The organism is Martinezella lusitana (assembly GCF_016901135.1).
GTDB lineage: Bacteria > Pseudomonadota > Alphaproteobacteria > Rhizobiales > Rhizobiaceae > Rhizobium > Rhizobium lusitanum_D.
The window spans coordinates 1-3,014 of record NZ_JAFEVL010000052.1; the positions used below are offsets into that span (position 1 = coordinate 1).

The following is a 3,014-nucleotide window of genomic DNA, read 5'->3' on the forward strand; positions in this document are numbered from 1 at the left end:
TCAACGGAAATCGGAAGTAGAGCCAAACCGCGTGCGCAATTACAGAAGGCGGGAAACGATGGCGTTTATAACCGACAGGATTCCGGATCATGGCGCCAGCTAACGACCATCACCTTCAATCGGAGTTGACCTGACATCACCGCTTGAAGGTATCGAGGGCGTTTGAGGAGACCGTGCCGGAGAATTGATCGATCGTCGCGCAAGGCTAACCGAGCCACGCCTCCTCTCCAAACTGTTGATTGGAGCTTTCAGAATAGCCTGTCGCACCTCGTCCCGTGCCAGGCTTTCGTTGGTATTGAGGCCGATTGCTCAAAGGGCAAGGGTGAGCTGAGGTTCGTTTCCTTCATCGACCGCAACGAGAGACGAAAGCGTTACGCCAAGCAATCGAATTCCCTTCGGAACAGATGCCGTCGGGGCGTCCATCCCATCAGAACCGGCTGAACACGGCAAACCAGAACCTATATTCGACTTCTTCGGCTTCGCAATAGGCGGAGAAGGCACACCATGCAGCGGCGGTGATGGCGGCGGGGCCGAAGAGATCGATGATGAGCCGGGCCATGGCCTGCGGCGTAACGTCTTCCCGGATTGCACTAGTTGCCTGATAAAAATCCCCCGGTAAGGCAAGCCTGCCGCATCGGTCAATCGCCGCTGTTCGCTTCTCCGGCCGCGCCCCGTGAGAATTGCCTCCGTTTTCCATATTCCTCATACTCCCGCACCGGCGTGGATAGGTTTGTCGATCCGCATGGAATACCCGCCGCCGTGCTGGCGCGGGTAGGGGCCTTCATGGTCACCGCCCGGCATCAGCGTATCCGGATGTACGACCCGTTCGATGCGGATTATGTCATTGAGCGCCGAGCGGATCTGTGGCCAGGGAAAGTCCGAACTGTCTTCCCAGGTCTCGCCTTCGCGCAGAACGATATCAAGTTTGGCCGCGATACCAGCGATCGTCATGGCGGGCATGCCGATCATCGCATCGGCCAATGCCTCCTCGCGCTCGACGGCCCTTACCTTCTGTCCCTTGACGGCGGACCAGCCGATTTCTTTATCGGCCGCATCCCAGCGGGCTTGATGAGCCGCAAGCTCCGCCTCGGCCATGATACGGATATCTGGCGTAGCGGGATTATCGCCGAGAAGTTCGTCGATCTGCTCCAGCGAGAAGACGGAGAGGCGTTCCATGTCGTTCGGGATTTCTAAAAATGCGCAGGGGTATCCGATATCTTGAACCAGCTTGAACTCCAGCTTCCGCTCTTTTCGGGCAAGTGCTTCAACCTCCCGGCATGCCGCTTTCCATTCGAGCCACAGTGCCAAAGCGGGATCGAGAGAGGATAGGTCCATCTCCAATCCTTCTGTTTCGGCCGCCGCCGCATCGCTATGAAACGGCCATGCGGCGGTCGCCGCCAAGGTGCCGGTCATCAGCGTCCTGCGTGTGACGGATGGACAGAATCGTGTATTGTCGGTATCAGCCATGATCCGAGCTCCCAGAAGCTTAGGTTGTGGTTAGACCGGGCACGGTGTTCGAGCACCTTGCCCGGTCAATTTGTATTGTGCGACCAATATGTCACTTTTAGTGACATTAGCAAGTGAAAAATGTCATGAAAAAGGACATTCTGCCTGAGCAGATCCGAGCGGCCCGAGCGCTGATTGATTGGACACGAGAGGATCTCGCCAGAGCGTCGGGGGTAACAGTGCGGACTCTCGCCAGGATCGAGACCTCTCAAACAATCCCACGCGACACAACACTCAAGCTGTTGTCTGCGGCATTGGAAGCTGCCGGCGTAGAGTTCATTCCGGAAAATGGTGGGGGTGCCGGCGTGCGGCTAGCCAAGCGAGCCATATCGTCATAAGCATCACCCGATTGCGAGGCGTTGACGCAAAGGCTAATGGCCGATGTGGTGCTGCTTCCGCTATTTATATTGCGGAGCGGAACCGGCCGGCGACAACAAGAACCGACGTTTCATTGTCTTCCAAGCTGTCGTTCGTTTGCACTCGATATGCCTGGCTTCAGCATAACAAAGATCGGCTTGCTACTGATCGCCTCGCGTGCATTCGCTGTCATTTTTATTGCGGGTGGTGCCGGGCGATCGGCCAATTATGCGGGTAAGTGTGTCTCAAAAATCACTGCCGGCGTAGCTACGAACGCCAGACGATTGAGCATTCCAACTGGCTTCGAACGTCAATGAAGCCCAATTCAAATGCAATGTCACCCCAGCATGACGGGCGTGCCGCCGCTGTGAAAGCACTGGATGAGAGCGGCCCGAATACGCCCGGATCGCCGTTCCATGAGTCTGACCCGTCGAGCGTTCTGTCTGCACCGTGCTGACGGTTGAACCGCTAAGCCGCGAAGGTTCCGTGGCAGTCGATTTATTCTTCGAAGTCATCCGGCCGATCACGCCATTTGCGTACGTACACCGTCACGGCAAAGCCGCCGACACCGATGCTTCTCCAGTTTATCACCTTGAAGCGCATGTCTCGCAACGCTTGAACGATGTTGCCGTGCGGTCCGTGCTTGCCGCGAGCGGCAGGCGAGGGTGCTCCTCCTATGGCAGTCCTTATACTCCAGGGTTCTGCCGACGGCACAATACCAGGAGTTTTTAGACTAACGCTCAGCAAGTGGGGCTGGGCGGCCGCCTCACTCACCAGATCCCCCTATGGGTAGCTGCGCGGATTGCAACTTCTTTGTGGGTATCGAAAGAACGTTCTGCGGTCTGCCGATACCCGGCAAACTGCATTCATGAATGGATCTTTGGTTGGGATGGTTGGTCGTTAATGTGATCATGACGATCGATGTGGTCTATGATGTGCTATTTGATCATCTGCGACGTGCCAGACATTCATTCTTGCTGCAGCTGCTGAAAAACGGCCAGAGCTATCGGATCCCCACCGCATCCTTGCCCAATAGCTCGCTTGAAGAACGACGGTGCCAGAAAGCACGGCAATCAGGCTAGACACCGGAATCTCTTGGCGTTCGCCGAGGTTCGCAACCATGGACGAGAAGATCGGAAAGACGATCCACA

3 protein-coding genes and 2 pseudogenes are annotated in these 3,014 nt (G+C 56.5%); 1 reads left to right on the forward strand and 4 read right to left on the reverse strand.

All coding sequences use genetic code 11. The features are described from left to right. From JTP94_RS25185 to JTP94_RS25195, 3 genes and pseudogenes are all read right to left on the reverse strand, one after another. Positions 1 to 91: pseudogene (locus JTP94_RS25185) on the reverse strand (IS6 family transposase); the annotation flags it as partial. 336 nt (positions 92 to 427) lie between these two features. Next, on the reverse strand, positions 428 to 697 hold the full coding sequence (locus JTP94_RS25190) for a hypothetical protein (protein ID WP_204853168.1): 270 nt from the start codon (positions 695 to 697) through the stop codon (positions 428 to 430). Between the two features lie 5 nt (positions 698 to 702). Further along, positions 703 to 1,467: a hypothetical protein gene (locus tag JTP94_RS25195; RefSeq protein WP_204853169.1), complete on the reverse strand. Its 765-nt coding sequence runs from the start codon at positions 1,465 to 1,467 to the stop codon at positions 703 to 705. 125 nt (positions 1,468 to 1,592) lie between these two features. On the opposite strand from JTP94_RS25195, the gene JTP94_RS25200 reads away from it, so the two are divergent. Continuing rightward, positions 1,593 to 1,844, forward strand: a complete 252-nt coding sequence (locus tag JTP94_RS25200; protein ID WP_204853170.1) for a helix-turn-helix transcriptional regulator — start codon at positions 1,593 to 1,595, stop codon at positions 1,842 to 1,844. A gap of 928 nt (positions 1,845 to 2,772) precedes the next feature. On the opposite strand, the pseudogene JTP94_RS25205 reads toward JTP94_RS25200, so the two are convergent. Then, positions 2,773 to 3,014, reverse strand: a pseudogene (locus JTP94_RS25205) (hypothetical protein); the annotation flags it as partial.

Excerpts from the sequence above, each read along its gene's own strand:
- JTP94_RS25190 (WP_204853168.1), bottom strand. The coding sequence starts at position 697 with ATGGAAAACGGAGGCAATTCTCACGGGGCGCGGCCGGAGAAGCGAACA.
- JTP94_RS25195 (WP_204853169.1), bottom strand. The coding sequence starts at position 1,467 with ATGGCTGATACCGACAATACACGATTCTGTCCATCCGTCACACGCAGG.
- JTP94_RS25200 (WP_204853170.1), top strand. The coding sequence starts at position 1,593 with ATGAAAAAGGACATTCTGCCTGAGCAGATCCGAGCGGCCCGAGCGCTG.